The sequence below is a fragment of the Ruminococcus sp. HUN007 genome (assembly GCF_000712055.1).
Taxonomy (GTDB): domain Bacteria; phylum Bacillota; class Clostridia; order Oscillospirales; family Ruminococcaceae; genus HUN007.
The window spans coordinates 305,104-320,827 of the sequence record NZ_JOOA01000001.1; the positions used below are offsets into that span (position 1 = coordinate 305,104).

General features: G+C 42.4%; 15 protein-coding genes and 1 other annotated feature. All 15 genes read right to left on the reverse strand.

Annotation, left to right across the window (positions count from 1 at the left end; genetic code table 11):
* Positions 1-85: 85 nt before the first annotated feature.
* Complete coding sequence (locus CC97_RS01320; protein WP_044973378.1) at positions 86-661, reverse strand: V-type ATP synthase subunit E; 576 nt, start codon at positions 659-661, stop codon at positions 86-88.
* Between the two features lie 85 nt (positions 662-746).
* Positions 747-1,055, reverse strand: coding sequence for a V-type ATP synthase subunit F (locus tag CC97_RS01325; RefSeq protein ID WP_044973380.1), 309 nt, complete (start codon positions 1,053-1,055; stop codon positions 747-749).
* Between the two features lie 6 nt (positions 1,056-1,061).
* Positions 1,062-1,499, reverse strand: coding sequence for an ATP synthase subunit C (locus tag CC97_RS01330; protein WP_044973381.1), 438 nt, complete (start codon positions 1,497-1,499; stop codon positions 1,062-1,064).
* Between the two features lie 191 nt (positions 1,500-1,690).
* Positions 1,691-3,625 (reverse strand): V-type ATPase 116kDa subunit family protein, encoded by a 1,935-nt coding sequence (locus CC97_RS01335; protein ID WP_044973383.1) that lies wholly within the window; start codon positions 3,623-3,625, stop codon positions 1,691-1,693.
* 212 nt (positions 3,626-3,837) lie between these two features.
* Complete coding sequence (locus CC97_RS01340) at positions 3,838-4,878, reverse strand: V-type ATPase subunit (RefSeq protein ID WP_044973385.1); 1,041 nt, start codon at positions 4,876-4,878, stop codon at positions 3,838-3,840.
* Positions 4,871-5,191, reverse strand: coding sequence for a hypothetical protein (locus tag CC97_RS01345; RefSeq protein ID WP_044973386.1), 321 nt, complete (start codon positions 5,189-5,191; stop codon positions 4,871-4,873). Before CC97_RS01345 ends, CC97_RS01340 begins: the two co-directional genes overlap by 8 nt.
* 35 nt (positions 5,192-5,226) lie before the next feature.
* Entirely contained in the window at positions 5,227-6,585 is a 1,359-nt protein-coding gene (locus CC97_RS01350) for a PFL family protein (RefSeq protein WP_044973388.1), read from the reverse strand.
* A gap of 24 nt (positions 6,586-6,609) precedes the next feature.
* Positions 6,610-6,879, reverse strand: a complete 270-nt coding sequence (locus tag CC97_RS01355; RefSeq protein WP_044973389.1) for an ACT domain-containing protein — start codon at positions 6,877-6,879, stop codon at positions 6,610-6,612.
* Between the two features lie 98 nt (positions 6,880-6,977).
* Positions 6,978-8,942 carry an EAL domain-containing protein gene (locus CC97_RS01360; protein WP_044973390.1) on the reverse strand — a complete coding sequence of 655 codons (1,965 nt, stop codon included), beginning with the start codon at positions 8,940-8,942 and terminating at the stop codon, positions 6,978-6,980.
* Positions 8,943-9,221: 279 nt separating this feature from the next.
* Positions 9,222-11,567: an AMP-binding protein gene (locus CC97_RS01365; protein WP_044973392.1), complete on the reverse strand. Its 2,346-nt coding sequence runs from the start codon at positions 11,565-11,567 to the stop codon at positions 9,222-9,224.
* Between the two features lie 70 nt (positions 11,568-11,637).
* Positions 11,638-11,880: a binding site (T-box leader), on the reverse strand.
* 51 nt (positions 11,881-11,931) lie between these two features.
* The gene (locus CC97_RS18410) at positions 11,932-12,609 is read right to left on the reverse strand and encodes a hypothetical protein (protein ID WP_049962603.1); all 678 of its coding nucleotides are present in this window, start codon (positions 12,607-12,609) and stop codon (positions 11,932-11,934) included.
* Positions 12,606-13,451, reverse strand: coding sequence for a metal ABC transporter permease (locus CC97_RS01375; protein ID WP_044973394.1), 846 nt, complete (start codon positions 13,449-13,451; stop codon positions 12,606-12,608). Before CC97_RS01375 ends, CC97_RS18410 begins: the two co-directional genes overlap by 4 nt.
* Complete coding sequence (locus CC97_RS01380; protein WP_044973395.1) at positions 13,451-14,161, reverse strand: metal ABC transporter ATP-binding protein; 711 nt, start codon at positions 14,159-14,161, stop codon at positions 13,451-13,453. Before CC97_RS01380 ends, CC97_RS01375 begins: the two co-directional genes overlap by 1 nt.
* Positions 14,161-15,237: a metal ABC transporter substrate-binding protein gene (locus tag CC97_RS01385; protein ID WP_044973396.1), complete on the reverse strand. Its 1,077-nt coding sequence runs from the start codon at positions 15,235-15,237 to the stop codon at positions 14,161-14,163. The genes CC97_RS01380 and CC97_RS01385 overlap by 1 nt, the downstream gene beginning before the upstream one ends.
* A gap of 43 nt (positions 15,238-15,280) precedes the next feature.
* On the reverse strand, positions 15,281-15,697 hold the full coding sequence (locus CC97_RS01390; protein WP_044973398.1) for a transcriptional repressor: 417 nt from the start codon (positions 15,695-15,697) through the stop codon (positions 15,281-15,283).
* Between the last annotated feature and the right edge of the window lie 27 nt (positions 15,698-15,724).

Below are 15,724 nucleotides of genomic sequence, written 5' to 3' on the forward strand. Positions count from 1 at the left end.
CCCCCGATAACAAATAATGTAATTCTCCTGTCTTAATTCTGTGTATCAAGACAGTTCATGACGGCAGCTGCTGCCGTTTTACAGATCATGCAAGTCTGTAATTGGAACCGAAATCCTTCTTCTGTTCATCAAGCATACTGTCAAGTGTCTTGTTGATAAGAACAGATGAATTCCTGTCATAAACCGAAAGTCCGCCGTAAACTATTTCAGGATCCGGTTCAAACGAACACTCATTTCCTGCTTTTCTGCGAAGAACAGGTTCATATTTCATGTCTTCCTCTCTGAGGAAAATCACAGTATCCTTAGTGATCTCTTCTCCGTCCAGAAGGCTTTCAAGATAAGCAGAATAGCCCTCTGAATGTGTAAAGTTAATAAGCTTGTCATCAACAGAGTCAAATATTCTGCCGACAAGATTCTCCCTGTATGTAAGAACTTTTATACGTGCTTCCTGTTCAGCCTTTGAAACAGTCATCTTATTTAACTGCTTTTCTTCTGAAACACAGGATCTGATTTTTTTATATGCTTCATTAAGTGCTTCATTTTCCGCATTTTCAAGAAGTTCACTGCATTTTTCATCTGCTTCTTTTTCTATAAGCTCTATCTTGCTGTCAACTTCAGAATTAACTGCTTCTATAAACTGTCTGAGATTATTATCATTCATTTTCTGTTACCCCTTTTATCTGTACTGATTACTGTCCTCTGATCAGTCCGGTCAGATTCAAGTACAAAAAGCAGACATCCATCTGCTATATTCTGATGCCTATTGCTTCACGAACATATTGCGAGATGGATGTCGAAATATGAGATGAACCATGTCTGTCCGGAATCTCGACGATAAGTGGGTATTTCCTGTTAAGCTTAAGGTCGTATACAAGCTCCGAGGATTCAGTAATAAGCTTCTGTGTAATAAGGATCACTGCGATCTCACTGTCTTTAAGTGCATTGTTCAGTGCTTCCTTTACCTCATGCTTTTCGTGTACAACCACACCCTCAATACCGCTGAGTCTCATTCCCATAAGAGTATCAATATTATCACTGATAAGATAAAATTTCATAGAAGATCAGACCTTACCGATAATCATGAATGCGATAATAAATCCGTAAAGAGCAACACCTTCGCCAAGTGCAACGAAGATAAGTGACTTTGCAAATGACTTTGGTTCTTCTGCAACAGCACCGATAGCAGCAGGAGCACCTGAAGCAACTGCGATACCGCATCCGATAGAACCAAGACCAACAGCAAGAGCTGCTGCTATGTAAGCAAGACCTGCATTATTGTTTACTGCCTGTGAAGCAGCTTCAGCAGTTTCAGCACTTATGAATCCGCCGATCGGGAAAATAACTGCAAGAGCCATTACCGCGAAGAATGAACAAAGGTTAAGGATCACTGCGTTTCTCGCCTTCTTAGGTGAGCTTTTTCTTCTGAAAGCAGCGATAAACGGTAATGAAATAATGCAAAGAATTAAAAGCGGCATTAATGCAAGTTCTAAAATGTTCATGATAAAAATTACTCCAATCTTATAAATTACTCTGAACACAGATCCTTCTGTGTTTTCATTTAAGGAAACGCTGATTTATTCATAAATCAGCGTGGAGATCCGGGGCGAAACCCCTCATATCCCACCACCGGAAATCCGGAGAAGCCGGATTTCCGATTTAATCAGTGTTTCCTTAAATAATGTTTTTCGTATTAGTCGAGTTCCGGGCTGTAGTTTACTGATACAGGTTCGAAAGCTTTTCCGTCGCCGTCGTAGCAGCGTGAGAAGATCTCATAGAACTCAAGTCTGAGGACCTGTATTCCTGAAAGCATGCCCTCCATGCCAATTACAAATATATTTCCTAAAATGATGATAACCGGTGAAGCTCCCTTGTACATTTCTGAAAGAAGCATTACAACGGACATCATTGCAGCGTGTGAAAGTACGAAACCACCGATTCTTACGAATGAAAGAGTGTTGGTCACGTAGCCTAAAAGGAATTCAAACACTTCGAAGAAGTTGGAAGCGATGAAGTCTCCGACTCCTTCCGACTTAAACTTCTTTCCGCTTACCATACATCCGAGAGGCTCTCTGAAAAGCATTATAACAAGCGGAAGAACTATCAGAAATACTGTAAACAGCGGGTTAAAAACGTTCTTTGAGAACATCATGAAGTTTACCACCGCATAAAGTATTGCAGAATAGAAGACAAGTCCGGTGACACCGTTGTTTCCGAACAGCGCATTGTCAAATTCCTTTTTCTTAAGTGTCGTTACTATATTGATAAGTATTGAGATAATGATCAGCACAACACCGATCGCAATAGCAGCACCAAGTACAATATTTACGTTATCGATAGCCTCGAAAGGTTTTTCCTCGAATCCGAGAGTCCTGTACATAGGGTCAAGAGCATGTTCAAATCCGAACACCGAACCGAATACCAGTCCGAAGAATGCACTTGAAAGACCTATTCTCGAAATTATCGCACAGAGTTTGTTCTTTGTTTTTTTATAGAGTACAGCGCCTGCAATGGATATTACAAGTCCCTGTCCGAGATCACCGAACATTATGCCGAACAGCAGTGTGTAGGTGATGGCCACCAGCGTGGTCGGGTTGAATCCGTCGTATGAAGGAAGTCCGTACATTTCGACAAACAGTGAAAACGGATTGGTAAATTTGTTTGTCTTAAGCTTTACCGGTACTTCAAGTGAAACGTCGGAATCAGGCGGCTTTATTACAACAGACACACCTGGTATCTTACTTAAAGGCTTTTCAAACTCATCTGCCTGTTTTTCAGGAACAAAGCCCACAAGCAGGAAATTATCTTTAATTACACTAGCCTTTGAGCGAAGTTCAAAACAGTCATAAAGAGCTTTAAACCTGCAGAATACCTTGTTAAGTCTTTCTTTTTCCGTTTCTATAAGATCGTGACGTCTCTTTTCCAGTTCTGAGGCTTTCGCCTGAGCGTCAGAATATTTTTTATTTACGTCTTCGATCTCCTTTTCCGGTTTGCCTTTTACGTAGTCAGGCAGCCAGATCCTTTCAAAATACAGATCTGAAAAGATCTTATCCGCTTTTTTCAGACATTCAACCGGAGCAAAATACATACCCCAGTAGTAATCGTCGTCCACATCATAGTGAACAAATGCAAAAGCGTCTTTCTCATAGTATGCAAGCTTGCTGTAGCTGTCACACGGAAGCCTGCCGAAACGAACATGGATGTGTTTACAGCCTGAAAGCTTTGCCATGTCAATGTCAAGCCCCTGAAGATGCTTAAGCTGTGCAATTATCTGTTCATACTGAAGAATACTGTTTTTATTCTCAGATATCTCCTCACTGAGAATCTTCAGTTTCTCACTTGTACCGGAAACATATTCCGAAAGCGATTCAAGCGATTCGTTTTCAATATCGGAATAATCGGTCTTCCGGAACCTGAAATCACTGCCGAAATCAACGGCAACGATCCTGTCAAGTGTTTCTCTGTACGGGTTCTGCTCATGGAGAACAGAAAAACCGCTTTCTTCCGTGTCGGAAGACGATGCAGATTCAATGTGGAAGCAGCCGCTGTCAACACATTTCTGTATTACCCTGTCAAGGCTGTCCATCTTGCCTGCAATGTTCACAAGCCGCATTTTCTCAATAGACATAAAAATCCCTCCTTTTCCGGTCGTCGGTACACAAGGTTACCGGCCTTTGATCAAATAGTGAATTTCTTTAAGAAAACGCTGATTTACTTATAAATCAGCGCGGGGCTCCGGGGCGAAGCACCGAAATCCCACCTTCGGAAATCCGGCTTTGCCGGATTTCCGATTTAACCAGTGTTTCCTTAAGTATCTGTTTTTTCTCACTGTTTTATATTTTATGTCGGTATGACCATAGACAGAATATTATCGGCACTTCTGCCGTATCTGATTCCTTCAATGACAGTAATAATATTGTCAACCTCGAGCTCATCAAGAAGCACAAGCGAGTAGACACTTACAGCGGCACTCTGTGAAAAAGCAAGCGCACGTCTGGCCATTTTGCTTCGCAGCTTACGAACTTCGGTTTCAAAGTTTTCCGAATTATCAAAGTCAATTTCCCTGCCGTATCTGGTTTTCGAAAATGCCCTGAGAAATTCCTCGCCGTTCTCATTTTCAAAAAGCTCTGTTTTTGTTTTTTTATTCAGCTTCCTGTAAAAAGGAAGAAGCTTTTTGTCAATTTCCGCACTGGAAAGGCCATAAAACTTCTTCATTCGGTAAGCGTTAATTATGTTTATAAGGTCTATCTGTGTTTTGATCTGTGTCAGAAGCTCCTCAGCCGTTTTTTTCGGAAGCTCCTTTTTTATTGTATCCATGAGCCACTGATAGTAGAAGGTTCTGAGCTTTATCTCACAGTTAAGATAATCTACATGACCGTTTTCATCGACTGCGATGGTTTTTAAAACCGGATAGTATCTGGTGTGTCTGAGTACAGCAAGCATTTCCTTTATATTCTTTGACTTTGCAAGTTCAATAAGGTTAATACCGGTCTTTCCTATAAGGTAAGCCGGCATTGCTGTGATATAATCATCGCTCGAGTCAGCGTTTATATGAAGAATTACACTGAGTATCTCGCGTATCTCTGAAAGAACGATCAGGTAATTGTAAAACTGTTCTTTTCGAAGCTGCTGAAAATCGCAGATGTTTATATACCTGTCGAATGAATACCTGCGTATTACCGATTCAAGATACCCTCGGTGTACCGTTGCGGTATTTACACTGGAAAGAGCTGCAGAGTAGCTTGTGCTTTTCTTAAGATACTCTGCTGCTTCTGACACGCTTTTGCGTCCTGCCAGTTCCCTGTAATCCGCTTCAGTAAGTCTTTTACCGTGTAAAGCTCTTGCGCGTGCTACCGTGGCATTAGTTGAAAACTTAACCAACGTTCTCACCCACTATCGCATGGAAGATCTTTTCTTCAATGACTGAATGGCTGTTTTCAAAAGCTTCATCAAGCTGCTTAAGTTTCTGAGAACATTCGTCGTTTATACGGTTTACGTCTGTCTCAGTTTCTCCGCGGTAGAAGCTTCGGACTTTATCCATTCTGCTTTCTGCTCTGGCCATAAGGTTTTCCTTAAGTTCCAGGGCTTCCTTTTCAGAATCCTCGACACGCTTTCTTCCCGCTTCTTCAGCTTCTGTAAGCCTTTTGTCAGCTTCATTGTCGATCTCAACGATCTTTGTAACTATATTTTCCATCACATCACCCCATTAACAGATCCGAACTGCAATGCTTAGTTCTTTACGCTGTGCATTGGTGCCGGAAGTCTGCCGCCTCGTGAAATAAATTTTTCTGCTGATCCGCTGTGGAGCTTCATAATAGGAGCATGACCAAGAAGTCCGCCGAATTCGAGAGTATCTCCTTCCTTCTTGCCGATAGCAGGAATTACTCTTACAGCAGTTGTTTTATTGTTAACCATACCGATACAAGCTTCGTCAGCAATGATAGCTGAAATTGTTGAAGCAGGAGTATCGCCAGGAATAACGATCATATCAAGACCAACTGAACATACAGCAGTCATGGCTTCGAGTTTGTCAAGCTGAAGAACACCGGCTTCTGCTGAAGCGATCATACCTGCGTCTTCAGAAACAGGAATGAATGCACCTGAAAGTCCGCCAATGTGTGAGGAAGCCATTACGCCGCCCTTCTTAACTGCGTCGTTAAGGAGTGCAAGAGCTGCAGTTGTTCCGTGAATACCGCATGTTTCAAGACCAAGTTCCTCAAGAATGTGAGCAACACTGTCGCCTACTGCCGGAGTCGGAGCAAGTGAAAGATCAACTATACCGAACGGAACGCCGAGCATCTTGGAAGCTCTTGAACCGACGAGCTGTCCCATACGTGTGATCTTGAATGCTGTCTTCTTGATCACGTCTGCGATCTGCGAAATATCTGCATCAGGATACTTTGCTACTGCCGCACGCACAACACCAGGACCTGAAACGCCGACATTGATTACACAGTCAGGCTCGCCGACGCCGTGGAATGCACCTGCCATGAACGGATTGTCCTCAACTGCGTTGCAGAATACAACGAGCTTTGCAGGTCCGATACAGTCACGGTCTGCTGTAATTTCAGCGCTTTCCCTTACTATCTTACCCATGAGTGCAACAGCATCCATGTTGATACCTGTACGTGTTGAACCAACGTTTACTGATGAACAGATGTTTGAAGTTCTTGAAAGTGCTTCAGGAATCGAATTGATAAGTTCGAGGTCACCGGCACTGAATCCCTTCTGAACAAGAGCTGAATAACCGCCGATGAAGTTTACTCCGCACTGGTCAGCGGCCTTCTGGAGTGCAAGAGCAAATCTTACAGGATCTTTCTTATCGCACGCAGCGCTGATCATTGCGATCGGTGTTACGGAAATTCTCTTGTTGATTATCGGAATGCCGTATTCCTTTTCGATCTGTTCGCCTGTCTTTACAAGATCCTTTGCCTTTGTAACGATCTTGTTGTAGACTTTATCGCATGCCTTGTCAATATCGCTGTCGATACAGTCAAGAAGCGAAATACCCATTGTTATCGTTCTGATGTCAAGACACTCGTCCTGGATCATGCGGATAGTTTCAAGTATGTCATATGCATTTAACATTAATAACTTCTCCTTTTAAGAAAATCAGATCTCGTGCATGGAATTAAAAATGTCCTCATGCATAGTGTGTATTGATAATTTAAGTTCATCACCCAGTGCTGCCATCTCATCAGCAAGCTTTGCAAAATCAGTGTTGAGTTTTGATATGTCAACGAGCATGATCATTGCGAAGAGCTCCTGAAGTACAGACTGTGTCACTTCAGTAACGTTTGCATTGTACTTTGCGCAAACTGAGCTGACTTTAGCAAGAATTCCAACATTATCTTTACCTATTACAGTAATAACTGCTCTCATAGTAAAAAACCTCCGGATGTTTAGTATATTTTAACCTATTAATTATAGCATATATAACTAATCAAGTCAATGAACTTCGTGAAATATTACTAACATTATCACTTATCTTTATTTTCAATAAGATCGATAAAATCTTTCTCGGAAAGCGGTTTCGAAAAATAGTATCCCTGCAGATAATCACAGCCAAGTTCACTCAGAAGATTTATCTGTTCCTCGGTCTCAACGCCTTCGCAGAGAGCTTTTTTCTTCATTTTATGTACCATATCAACGGAGACCTTAAGAAGCTCCATTCCTTCCTCGCTCTTTGAGGAATTCCAGAGAATGCTTTTGTCTATCTTGATTATATCGGCACCCAGTGAAAACATGGATGTAATATTGGAAAAACCTGTGCCGTAATCGTCAATTGAGAACTGGAAACCCTGCGATTTGAGCTGTTCGATGACATCTGAAAGATGATCATAATCCTCGGCAGCTACAGATTCGGTTATCTCAAAATTGATCATATCTCTGCGGATACCAATGGAATCGACTATATTCTTTATGTTTTCAGCAAATCCGTCCTTCACGCATTCAAGAACGGAAAGGTTGACGTTGATACACTCCATTCCGTTTTTCTGAGGAATACCTGTGTCAATGAAACGGCATACTTCCTTAAGAACAAATTCATCAAGATTATCGATTATGCCAAGCTGTTCAGCAACCGGAATGAATTCATCCGGATAGATCATGCCCATGTTTCTGTCATTCATTCTGAGAAGTGCCTCAGCACCATGAAGTGACCTGTCAATATTGTAAGTCGCCTGATAATAAACCTCAAAGGCATTTTCATCAAGGCCGTGTGTCACAGCCTTTTCAACTGCTGCACGGCGAATGATACGTTCAAGTGATTTTTCGTCCACGATACCTGAACCGATATCCTTAGGCAGCATACATTCAGCAAAATAGAGGACTTCCTCGGCATTTGCGGCCAGTTCAGGAACATCTATAAGCAGAAATTTTGCAGAAAGGTGCAGGTTAACACTGTCGAGTCTCCATGCAGATCTGAAACGGCTGCATATCTTTTCCTCGATCTCAGCTGCTTCATTTTTAGAGGTATTGTAAAGCGTAACGGCAAATCTCCTGTTACCTACTGCATAGATACAGTACTTGTCAACAACCGAAGCAAGATAGTCCGATACCATTCTGCAGGCAGCATCACGGTCGATCTTTACTGACACAACAGAATTGGAATTACGGTCAAAGTCGATACTCCGGATTATAAGTACCTTAAGCGGAATATGGTTGCTTACAGCCGCACGTACATCAAGTGTGAATGCTGCGGAATTATATGCATCCAGTTCCACATTTCTTCTGTCATCCTCATTTTCGATAAACATAAGAACACCTGTTAAGCCGAGAGCTTCCAGGAGTATTTCCACACGATACTGTTTGAAAATAAGCTGAATGACTATTCCGCTGCACGCAAGCATGAAACAGATAGCTATCGAACGTTTTCTTCCCCTGGACAGAATACTCCATGATTTCATAAACATGATAAAAGCATGTATCACCCAGACCGCTGAAAAGCCGTAGATGAAAATATATTCTCCCCATGACCTGTGAAACATCCTGTCTTCGCTGTAATACCAGCACCAGTTCGTCAGCGGATTTGTCAGAATCATAAGTTCAGTGATAACTGCCAGTATGACCGGCGACCTGCCGACAAAAGAATATTTTCTGATCCCCTGTGGCTTTCCGGGCGTATCTGTAACAACGAAACGGCCAATTACAAACGAAAGATAATAATAAAGCACCGGAGGGACAAGATTATGAGTAAAAAAATAGAAGAACTTTGATAGTCTCGAAGCAAGAAAAACTGAATCTGAAGCAACCGATGCATCACTGGTGCGGACATTTACAAGTTCACACACTGCATTGATCCCGATAAGAACGAGAATAGTTATGTACAGCTTATTCTGTATTTTTCCGGTGTGACCGTCCAGAAGCGTAAAAAGAAGATTTGTCAGACAGATACACAAAACAGAAAGAGCTATACCGTAATCAAGGCTTGAATATACTACCATGTTTCCCGTAATCCCTCCTTTACATAAAATTCATGAAACATGTATTTCATGTAAATATCATAAACACCGGCCACCAGCCGACAGTTAAGTATCGGCCGCAACACCCCTGCGAAAGACCGGTGTTTTTTTTAATTTCACGTCTATATTTATTGTTATTATACCACACTTTTCACAGTATTTCAATCTAAATTACGAAAATATAAAAGCACAGCCGTGACGAATCATGATTCTGACTTTCGCCGAAGCTGTGCTTTTTCCTGCTTTCAGAGTAAAAGCAGATTATTTGTTCTTATTGTACTTTTCCATATCCATCTTGCGGATCTCTGAACGGCGGATCTTGCCGCTTCCTACAGTCTTAGGGAGATCTTCAACGAATTCAACTACTCTTGGATACTTGTAAGGAGCAGTTTCCTTCTTAACGTATTCCTGGATCTCCTTAACGAGTTCATCTGACGGAACTGTGCCCTTTGTGAGAACGATAGTAGCCTTTACTACCTGACCTCTGATATCATCAGGAACACCTGTTACAGCACATTCGAGAACGTAAGGGAGTTCCATAAGTACACTTTCAATCTCGAAAGGTCCGATACGGTAGCCTGATGACTTGATAACGTCATCAACTCGGCCAACATACCAGTAGAAGCCGTCTTCGTCTTCCCATGCTGTATCACCTGTATGATAGTAACCGTCGCGCCATGTATCCTTTGTCTGTTCTTCATTGCGGTAATATTCTATTGCAAGACCAGGGATCGGCTTGTCACCGAGCTTGACACAGATCTCACCTGTTTCACCAGGAGCAGCCGGTGTACCGTCAGGAAGAAGAATCTGCATATTGTACTGCGGATTCGGTTTGCCCATGCTGCCCGGCTTAGGTTCCATACCAACAAAGTTTGCAATAGTAAGAGTTGTTTCTGTCTGGCCGAAACCTTCCATTATCTTAAGACCTGTAGCCTTTTCAAAGAGATTGTAAACTTCAGGGTTAAGCGCTTCACCTGCTGTTGTTACGTACTTCAGTGAAGAGAAGTCATACTTTGAAAGATCTTCACGGATGAAGAAACGAAGCATTGTCGGAGGAGCACAGAATGTTGTGATGTTGTATTTCTTGAACATCGGCATGATGTCATCTGCATGGAAACGGTCAAAGTCATAAACAAATACCGCACCTTCACACATCCACTGACCGTAAAGCTTGCCCCAGAGTGCCTTGCCCCAGCCTGTGTCAGCAATTGTGAAGTGGAGGCCGTTCGGATCAGCATTGTGCCAGTATCTTGCTGTTGTGTAGTGACCAAGCGCATACTGGTAGCTGTGAAGTACCATTTTCGGATTGCCTGTTGTACCTGAACTGAAGAAGATGAGCATAGGATCTGTTCCGCACGGAGCATCTTCTGTACGTTCGTAGGTTGTATTGTATGCAGGAAGTTCAGAGTTGAAGTCATGCCATCCTTCACGTGTGCCGTTTACGATGACCTTTGTCTTAAGTGACGGCGCTTCCTCGCATGCCTTGTCAACTTCCTCTGTTACCCAGCTGTCTGCTGTACAAACGATAGCTGAAACATCCGCTGCATTGAATCTGTATTTGTAGTCATGGGCACGGAACATGTTGCTTGCAGGGATGCCTACAGCACCTATACGGTGAAGGGCAAGGATGGAAAGCCAGAACTGGTAGTGACGCTTGAGAACGAGCATTACCTTGTCGCCGCGCTTGATTCCGAGTGACTTGAAGTAGTTTGCTGTCTGACATGAAAGCTTCATCATATCACTGAATGTGAAGATGCGTTCATTATGATCATGGTCAACATAGATCATAGCTGTCTTGTCAGGAGTCTTCTTTGCTATTTCATCAACAACGTCAAATGCAAAGTTGAATTTTTCTTCGTTGTGATAATGTACACCTGTAAGGATTCCTTCGCTGTCTGTTTCACATGAAATGAACTTTTCCATTACCGGATGGAGAATACCGGCCTTGTCGAAGTTTGTGTGATGATATTCTGAAATCTGTTCGTGATATTCAGGTGCATCAGTCTTTTCACCGTTAGGCGGCATGATCATTGCAATGATCTCACATGATTCACCGCCAAGTGCGATGTCATCATGAGGGATAGAACTGTCGAAGTAAATACTGTCTCCTTCGTGAAGAGTTTCAGTGTGTGAACCGATGACCATTCTGAGTGAACCCTTGAGAACGTAGTCAAATTCCTGTCCCTTGTGAGTAGACATGTGAAGCGGCTTTGAAAGTTCTTCCTCAGAGTAAGGGATAACTACGTGGAAAGGTGTTGCGATCTTGTTTTTGAACATAGGAGCGAGCCGGTTGTATACAAAACCTTCTCTTCTTACGATAGGAGCCCCCTGTCCCTTTCTGGTTACAGTGTAGCTCTTGAGTGCCGGGCTGCTTCCTTCCATGAGGTCAGAAATTTCGACATTGAAAGCATTGGCACATTTATAAATGAAAGTAAAACTGAAGTCCTTTTCGCCTGATTCAAACTGTCTGTACTCTTCTACCGAGTAATCAGTGAGTTCAGCCATTTTTTCCACTGAAAAGCCAAGATCGTCGCGAAGTCTTGAAATACGTTCAGCAACCTCTCTGATCTTGCTTTCGGCGCTACCGAGATTTTCCTGATTGTTCATAATAACTACTCCTTTTTTAAGTCTGATTGTTCAGGACGAAACTAAAAAAGCCCGTCCCAAAGCGTTTTAACTTTGAGACGAGCATCATATCGATTCCCGCGGTACCACTCAAATTGTGCTGCATTTCTGCAGTCACCACTTACAAGCTCGAATAAGCTTTTTACTTTTACGCAGCATCACGGGAACACTTACATAAATTTTCAGTGTTCCAGCTCAGAAGGGATACAAATCATTGCTTATGTCCGGCTCACACCAGCCGCCGGCTCTCTGTACAAAGAGGCAATCATTTACCTGTCTTCTTCACAGCTATTAATTTTATAATATCACAATATTTTTTATTTGTCAATAAGTATTTTCTATTTTTTTAAACTATTTTCGCATTCTTCAGAGTACAGTAGGTACTGTCTCCGTCCTTGTATGTATCGTATACGCCAACGACGCAGATCTCGTCACCCTCGTAGGGATAATCCTTCGGATACTCATGTTCCCCTGCAAGCTGGAATTCTATTCCCTGTGCACAGCATGCTGTAGCATCCTTTACAATGCAGGCAAAGAAAAAATCACTTGATCCTTCATCATGAAAAACAGTAAAGGAACCTTTCATTTTTACCACTTTACCGATGTAGTTATCCGGTTCTGTCATCATACTGTAGACTTCCGAATAGACCATCGTACTCGAAAGTGCTGTAAGATCAACATCCGGTTTGTCCATATTTACAGAAGCCATGTCAAAGTGAATGGACCTTTCCGGATCAGTATTCGGATCTTCGTCTTCTTCAGAAAGAGCTTTTTCTGTTACAGTGCTGTTTTCCCCATCTGAAACTGGATCTGCTTCATTTACTGTATCAGTTTCTTCTGCGGCTGCAGATTCATCCGGAATTTCGGCTGAAGTCTCTTCTGCAGATTTTTTTCCGGCTTCAAGTACGTCATTTACTCCCTGTGCATTACCGGCTGTTCGGTTTGCATTTCCTTCTGCAGAACCGCATCCGGCTAAAGAAAGCACAAGCGAAGTACATACAAGCATTACTGAAATCTTTTTCATTTTCTTAAACCTCCGGTAAGAGCACCTGCACCGCAGCAGAGAACAAAAGCAGCAACGTCAACGGCAACGATAGTAGAACCTACCGGTGTTCCGGCAAGTATTGAAATTATCATACCTGAAAAAGCACACACTACTGACAGAACTGCTGAACAAATGGTTACGTTTCTGAAGCTTCTGAAAAGCCGCATGGCTGACAAAGCCGGGAAAATCACAAGTGCTGATATAAGAAGCGATCCTACAAGGTTCATTGCAAGAACAATGATCACTGCAATAACAACAGCAATAAGAAGATTGTAGCCGTCAGCTTTTATTCCGGTAGCCTTCGCAAAATTCTCGTCAAATGTAACTGCGAGTATCTTGTTATAGAAGAAAATAAATATGAACAATACTGCAAGCGAAAGAGCAATACAGAGGCCGACTTCCTTCTGTGTAAGAGTAAGAATTGATGTTGATCCGAAAAGTGTGCTGCATACATCTCCTGAAAGATTTGATGATGTGGAAAATATATTCATTATAAGATACCCGAACGCCAGCGCGCCGACTGATATCATCGCAATGGCAGCATCGCCTTTTATTTTCGCATTCTGCCCTGTCCTCAGAAGAAGAACTGCACTAATCACTGTAACGGGAAGAATAAGGAGCATTTCATTTGTAAGTCCGACAACCGCTGCTACCGACATTGCTCCAAAGGCTACGTGTGATAAACCGTCACCAATGAATGAGAATCTTTTAAGAACAAGAGTCACACCCAGAAGTGAGGAACAAAGAGCTATAAGCACGCCGACTATAAGCGCATAGCGTACAAACGGATAATTCATGTACAGTGCAAGCTTTTCAAACATTATTCTTCACCGCCCTTCTGCTGTTTAAGAAAGAATTTTCCTGTTTCACTTTCAAGGTATTCTTCCTTTGTTCCGAAAAACACCGAGGAACCAATGTGAAGTATGTTCGTAGCGTAACGGATCGCTGCGGCTATGTCATGGGATATCATAATTATTGTAATACCCTCATCATTCAGTTCTTTTATAAGCTCATACATCTCGGCTGTTACCTTCGGATCAAGACCTGATACAGGTTCATCAAGAAGAAGAACCTTTCTTGTGGCGCAAAGTGCTCTTGCAAGAAGAACACGCTGCTGCTGACCTCCTGACAGTTCACGGTAGCAGCGGTCTGCCAGATCGGTTATCCTCATCCTCTTCATATTTTCCGCAGCAAGAGCCTTTTCCTCTTTGTTATAGAAAGGTCTGAGACCGCATCTGCTCTGACATCCGGAAAGAACTATCTCACGGACTGAAGCAGGAAAATCACGCTGAACAACAGTCTGCTGAGGAAGATATCCTATCTCGTTGTTTTTAAGTCCGTCTCCCGGTATTATCTCACCTTTTATCGGAGGCTGCAGATGAAGCAGGGTTTTCATGAGTGTTGATTTACCCGATCCGTTTTCGCCGACTATACAAAGGTAATCCCCGGCGTTTACTGTAAAATTAAGATCTTCGGCTATTGTACGGTTGTCATAGCCGAGTGAAAGATCTTTTACTGTCAGCAGAGCCATTATTTTTCCTCCTGCTTAAGCGCTTCCTTAAGTGTTTCAAGGTTTTCAGTCATTACCGAAAGATAATCTTCTCCGTTTTTAATATCTTTTGACGTTACAGACTGCATTGAATTCATTGTAAGAACTTTCTGGTTTCTTTTCTTTGTGCTGTTTACGACAGTATCAGCTATTCTGTGATCGCTGCCTTCAATTGTAATAACTGAATCAAGTGAAAGCTCATCCACCTTGCCGGCAAGAAAAGTGATTGTTTCAAAGCTTGCCTCCGTTTCAGCTGAACATCCGACAAAAGCTGCATAATATGCAAGGCCGTAGTCATCGGTCATATAGCGGAACGGAAAACGGTCTCCGAAAAGAAGAGTCTTTACCGGAGCGGAATCTGTCACAGACTGGTACTCTGCATCAAGAGCATTTATTTTTGCGATATAGTCGTCTGCATTCTTTCTGTAGACAGCAGAATTATCAGGATCTGCGTCGCTTACCGCTTTGGCGATGCTGTCAACGCACTTTGAGGCATTCTTAAGTGAGAGCCAGATATGCTCATCGTATTCTTTTTCTTCATCTTCGTGAGCATGCTCCTTCTCTTCATGAACACCGTCTTCATGTTCGTGTTCGTGGTCATGTTCATCTTCTTCCTGCATGCCTTCAACAATTTCCTCTTCCTTTACTGATTCACCGAGGACATCCATCAGGTCAACAACGATCATATCACTGTTATTTGCTTCCTTTAGAACATCGTCCACCCATTTCTCAGATTCGCCGCCGATATATACAAAAACGTCACAATTCGATATGGTGAGAATGTCATCAGCTGAAGGCTGGTAGCTGTGAAGATCAACGCCGCTGTCGAGAAGCATTGTAACTTCTGCGCCGGAAGCATCCTTTCCGAGAATATTTTTCGTCCAGTCATACTCCGGGAAAATACTTGTTACGATCTGCACTTTACCGTCAGAAGATCCGTTTCCGGCTTCCGAAAATGAATCCGTTAAAGATATCGACTGTCCGTTGTCTGAAGAGCAGGCTGTCAGACACCCTGTTAATACTGCTGATGCTGCTAAAAGTGATAATAATTTATTCAAAAACAAAACCTCCGTGTACTAATAAAACGTCAGGAAAACGCGGTTAAATACAGTTTTCACAAAGTCCGTAAAATACCGTTCTTATCGGATCGAGTTTGAAACGGTGATCCTTGAAAAGATGTTCCTGTATTTCCTCGAGCTCATCGCAGTTAAGATGAATAAGCTTCCCGCATTTCTGACATTTGCAGTGGTAGCAGACTTCCCCTCCGTCATGATGATGGTCTTTTCCTACATATTCAAAGCAGGCCGGACTGTTTCCGTCAATTATGTATTTGTTTATCATGCCCTCATCCACAAGGCTTTCGAGCTGGCGGTAAATGGTTGACTGACCGATAGATTCACCCTGTGATCTGAAGTACTCATAAACGTCACTTGCTGTAATATGCTTTCCCTGAAAGCTTTCAAGATATTCAAGCAGTATTTCACGCTGCTTTGTTTTATATTTTAAACGTGAATTCATAAACCCAACTCCTCTTTAAAACAAATG